General features: G+C 62.7%; 5 protein-coding genes and 1 pseudogene. 2 read left to right on the top strand and 4 right to left on the bottom strand.

Annotated elements, in window-relative coordinates:
- Positions 1–43 precede the first annotated feature (43 nt).
- From IQ35_RS20625 to mobQ, 4 genes are all read right to left on the bottom strand, one after another.
- Positions 44–880 (bottom strand): hypothetical protein, encoded by an 837-nt coding sequence (locus IQ35_RS20625; RefSeq protein WP_145076178.1) that lies wholly within the window; start codon positions 878–880, stop codon positions 44–46.
- Positions 881–913: 33 nt separating this feature from the next.
- Positions 914–1222 carry a HigA family addiction module antitoxin gene (locus tag IQ35_RS20630; RefSeq protein WP_019054709.1) on the bottom strand — a complete coding sequence of 103 codons (309 nt, stop codon included), beginning with the start codon at positions 1220–1222 and terminating at the stop codon, positions 914–916.
- Between the two features lie 117 nt (positions 1223–1339).
- Entirely contained in the window at positions 1340–1732 is a 393-nt protein-coding gene (locus IQ35_RS20635) for a type II toxin-antitoxin system RelE/ParE family toxin (RefSeq protein ID WP_242003437.1), read from the bottom strand.
- Entirely contained in the window at positions 1695–2759 is a 1065-nt protein-coding gene (mobQ, locus tag IQ35_RS20640; RefSeq protein ID WP_107395343.1) for a MobQ family relaxase, read from the bottom strand. The genes IQ35_RS20635 and mobQ overlap by 38 nt, the downstream gene beginning before the upstream one ends.
- A gap of 222 nt (positions 2760–2981) precedes the next feature.
- Between mobQ and IQ35_RS20645 the strand changes: the two genes are divergently transcribed.
- Together IQ35_RS20645 and IQ35_RS20650 are read left to right on the top strand one after the other, a co-directional pair.
- Positions 2982–3251, top strand: coding sequence for a hypothetical protein (locus IQ35_RS20645; RefSeq protein ID WP_019054706.1), 270 nt, complete (start codon positions 2982–2984; stop codon positions 3249–3251).
- Positions 3251–3961 (top strand): annotated as a pseudogene (locus tag IQ35_RS20650) (hypothetical protein); the annotation flags it as partial. The gene IQ35_RS20645 and the pseudogene IQ35_RS20650, both read left to right, overlap by 1 nt.

Consider the following 3961-nt stretch of genomic DNA (forward strand, 5'->3'; position numbering starts at 1 on the left):
CTCTTGCGATGATCGTGCCTATAACAGCCATCGCGGTCTACTTTTATAGAAGCGAAACATTGGACACGACTTCTCCGTCCTTGACGATCATCATGCAGGCTGCTTCGGCCTTGACGTGGTATTCTTTGAAGGTGGTTTGCGAGGGGTCTTTGAACGTTGGCCGTTCATAGACGCTTCCGATCGATATGTAGGGCGCGATCAAGCGCCCAACTAAGACGATTTGACCTCGTTCCTTTAACTCGCGGGCTTTCTCTGGGCTAAGCTCCAGTTTTACCGTTCGGCTAAAAGTCGAATTCCAACTGTTGTCGTGTCGGGATACGTTGACGTCGATATAATACTGCGAGAAGATTCCAGCCTTCACCCTCGCCGTGGCTCCGTAGGCGTTGCTACCCACGTAGCTGCCGAGTGACGTGAAGTCCTTGAAAGCTTCTAGGGATATCGTCGTGCTTTCGCTGGTATCCGAATAGTCCTGATTCTCCCGAGCCGGAGAAATCCGCGCTTGTTGCGTTTCAGCGTTATAGCTGAAATGATCGGCAAGTGGGACTACCGCTACGATGTTTTCTCCGCCTAGTAGGCGCGTAACTGTATCGCCTCGGCGTTGGACAAATTGCTCTGTTGTCTCGAACTCCGTTTTTCCTTGTGCCGTATCCATATTCGATAGCGGCTTAAGAACGCGTGCGAGCGGAATTATTGATGCGGCACGGGCTGCGGCATTGTCACAGGTGACGCCGGCAACACTCGATGCGTAAGCACTGGCGCTTGATGCTGACGACGCCACGCGCACTGGCGTAGCTTTTTTAACAACGCGCCGTTGGGCTTCTACCTGTCCCGAACAGGTCAGCGTCGTGCCGACCACTAAGGCCGTCCACAGTTTCAGCATACCCCCGCCCTTCTGCAAATTCTGATAAAAGGATCACGCCGCTTCGAGCGTCGGGATACGCGCGATGATATCGGCGTCCTTCACCGCCTGCACACGGAGGTCGAAGTTGCGCTGCATGTTCACCCACATTTCGGGCGTGGTGCCGGTGAGCTTGCCGATCCGAAGCGCCATGGTCGGGGTGACATCCTGCTTTTCGGCGAGGATATCGTAGAGAGTCTGCCGCGACACCTCGATCAGCCTGGCGATCTCCGCCTTGGGCTTGTTGAGCGCGGGCAGAATGTCCTCCCGCAGCAGCTCACCGGGGTGCATCGGGGCAAGGCCGGATACGAGCTGGTTCATCATCTGTCTCCTGTCCGGGCCGATCCCGGATCATCATGCGTCTCTATATAAGCTCTATATGTAAACTAAAGCCTTACATGTCAAGCATTGGCTGACAGATTTTTAGGGGGGCACGCCCCCTCAATGATAGTCCTCGATGTTCACGTCGATCGCATTGCCGTCATCCCAAGCCCATGTGACCCGGTAATTGCCGCTGGCATCGACTGCGTATCGTTTGGGCTTGGTGCTCAACCCGTGAAAGCGAAAGCCCGGAACATTCATGTCCTCGGGCTTCGCGGCTGCATCCAGCGTGAGCAGGATGCGACGAACGCGGTTGTGGTTCTGGACGGGAAGTTTTGAGCCATCTCCCTTGGTGGCGAAGGCTTCGAGCGCCTTGCTGGTGTATGTTTTAATCATAGACACATTGTAAGGCATTTCCTGACATTTGTCAAGCGTTACCTTACACTCTGCCGAAAACGATTCTTCGGCGGCAACCCTACCGCCCGAATCCGATATCCGGCCCGTCACGCCCACGCTGACGGTCCAGCTCCTGCTCTCGCTGCCGATCGCGATCACGCTGCCCCGGTTGGTCCAACTCGATCGCCGGCATTTGGTCGCGCTGGGCTGACTGGTCGAGCGCCGGCACCGCCTCGAACCCGCCATCGCTGCTGGTCTGCAACCCCGATCGCATCGCCCGCGCTGCGCCCTGGACCAGGCTCGACATGCCCTGCATCGCCAGTTCGGCCCGCTCGCGGAGCTGGTGGGACCATTCCATTATCCGCTCCTGACCACGCTCGATGTAGAAGCCCAGCCCTCGCTTCTCCATGATCGCCTCGTTCATCTGCCCGCGCGGGGTGACGGCGTGCGGCTCCTCGCCGGCCGCGATCTGCTCGCGCTCAGCGCGGCGCTCGATCGCAGCCGACGCATGGCCCATCTTCACGGTCGGCTCGATATCCAGCCCCTGACGCTCGTAGCTGCGATGATCGACCCGCTCGGCCACCTGGGCGTGTTCCAGCGCGTCGTTGACCATCCCGGCCCACCGCTCCCGGATCGCTTCCACCTCCACCGAGGCCGTCGAACGCACGTCGAGCTGGCGCGTCTTCGCCCCCAGCCCCTCCGGCCCGACCTCCCGCGTCGTCGTCGTGACGTGGGCATGGTGGTTGCGATCGTCGCCATAATCATGGGGGGCATGGATCGCCGCATCGACCGCCACCCCGTAGCGGTCGCGGATATTCTCCGCAAAAGCACGAACCAGGTCGCGGCGCTGGCCGGCGTCCAGCTCGGCCGGTAGCCCCAGCTCGTATTCCCGCGCCACCTTGGCGTCCTTGCGCTTCTCCGCCGCCTCGGCCGCGTTCCACAGCGCGGAGCGGTCCTGCGCCCACTCCGCGCCTTCCGGCGCGATGATGAACGCATCTTCGACGCCCCCCCGTCGCGTGTAGTCGTGCACCAGGCCGTCGCGCTCATTTTCGAGACAGACGCCGGCACGATACGCGACCGCCGCGACCGCGCTGCGCCCGGTCGAGCGCGACACCGATTTCACCGCCAGATGGTAGATCGCCATCGCTGCGCCTGCCTTCTTCAACGTGGTCCAGCAGCGTTGCGCTGGTCGGGGTGTGGGGCGGAGGCCCCGCTGTCGCAAAGCGACATGGGTGCAGGGTATCCCTGCCGCACGCATTACGCAGTAATGCTAAAGTGCGCCCTTGTCTCCTATCGTCATCTCGGGTGGCTTCGCTTGTTGGGTTGAGCTATAGTCGCTTCGCATTCATACTTTCGGGTAGGAAACATGGCGGCACCGACACCAGAAGCGATCGAACAGGCCCGCAAACGGGTCGATCAGGCCAAGGCCCGTCTCGACGCGCTCAATGCCCGTGTCGCTGCCGAAGGTCGTCGCCTCGATACCCGCCGCAAGATCATCCTGGGCGGGCTGCTCATCGATGCCGCCAGCAAGGACAAACGCTTCGCCGGCATCGTCTCCGAGCTGACCCACCGCATCAGCCGCGATCAGGACAGGAAACCGTTCGAGGGCTGGACGCTGCCCGGAGAGGAACGCTGATGGAGCGCGACCGCGAGGACGATCCCCGTCGCCTGCTCGAACAGGCCCGCCAGCTCCACGATCAGGGACGCGGAAGGGGAATGGCTCGTGGCGGCAGCCGAACCGATCCCCCAGCTGGCAAGTTCGATCCGGCCGAGTTCGACACGCCCTCTGACCCGCCGCCCTCTGCTGCCGGTCGTGCGCGCGATGCTGCCGACACCGCCCAGGCGCACAGCTTCTTCTCCCACCTCGACACCAACATCCAGCGCGTCCTTGCCGGCTTCGGCACCCTGCGCGACCTGGTGTCCGACGTGCGCGCCAGCCTCGCCGATGCCGCCGCTAGGGACGCACAGCGTGCCGAGGACGAGGAAGCCCGTGACAAGGCCATAGCGGCTCGCCTGGTCGATCCTGCCGCCCTGGAGGCCCGTGCGGAGGCCGGAGCGCGTCGTGGAGCCACGGACGGCCTTGCCGGGGCGGGGGAGGCCCTGCGGCGTCGGATCGACGCTGACACGGCCGCGCACGCTGCCCTGGCCGATCGTTTTGCAGCCGATGCCGCCGATCGCCGCGCCCATGAGCAGCGCCGGCGCCGGTGGGACAGGTGGTGGAACGGCGCGCTTGCCGGCTTTGCCCTGCTGGTGCCGATCGCCGGGGGTTACGGCTACTACTTGGGTAACGGGGCCGGCGATGCACAAGGCTATGCCCGCGCCCGTGATGAAACGGCTGCCGCGAGC

Origin of the sequence: Sphingobium wenxiniae, assembly GCF_007830065.1 — a bacterium.
Taxonomy (GTDB): domain Bacteria; phylum Pseudomonadota; class Alphaproteobacteria; order Sphingomonadales; family Sphingomonadaceae; genus Sphingobium; species Sphingobium wenxiniae.

What these genes read in the sequence shown, in the direction of transcription:
- IQ35_RS20625 (WP_145076178.1), bottom strand. Translation starts at nt 880, where the DNA reads ATGCTGAAACTGTGGACGGCCTTAGTGGTCGGCACGACGCTGACCTGT.
- IQ35_RS20630 (WP_019054709.1), bottom strand. Translation starts at nt 1,222, where the DNA reads ATGATGAACCAGCTCGTATCCGGCCTTGCCCCGATGCACCCCGGTGAG.
- mobQ (WP_107395343.1), bottom strand. Translation starts at nt 2,759, where the DNA reads ATGGCGATCTACCATCTGGCGGTGAAATCGGTGTCGCGCTCGACCGGG.
- IQ35_RS20645 (WP_019054706.1), top strand. Translation starts at nt 2,982, where the DNA reads ATGGCGGCACCGACACCAGAAGCGATCGAACAGGCCCGCAAACGGGTC.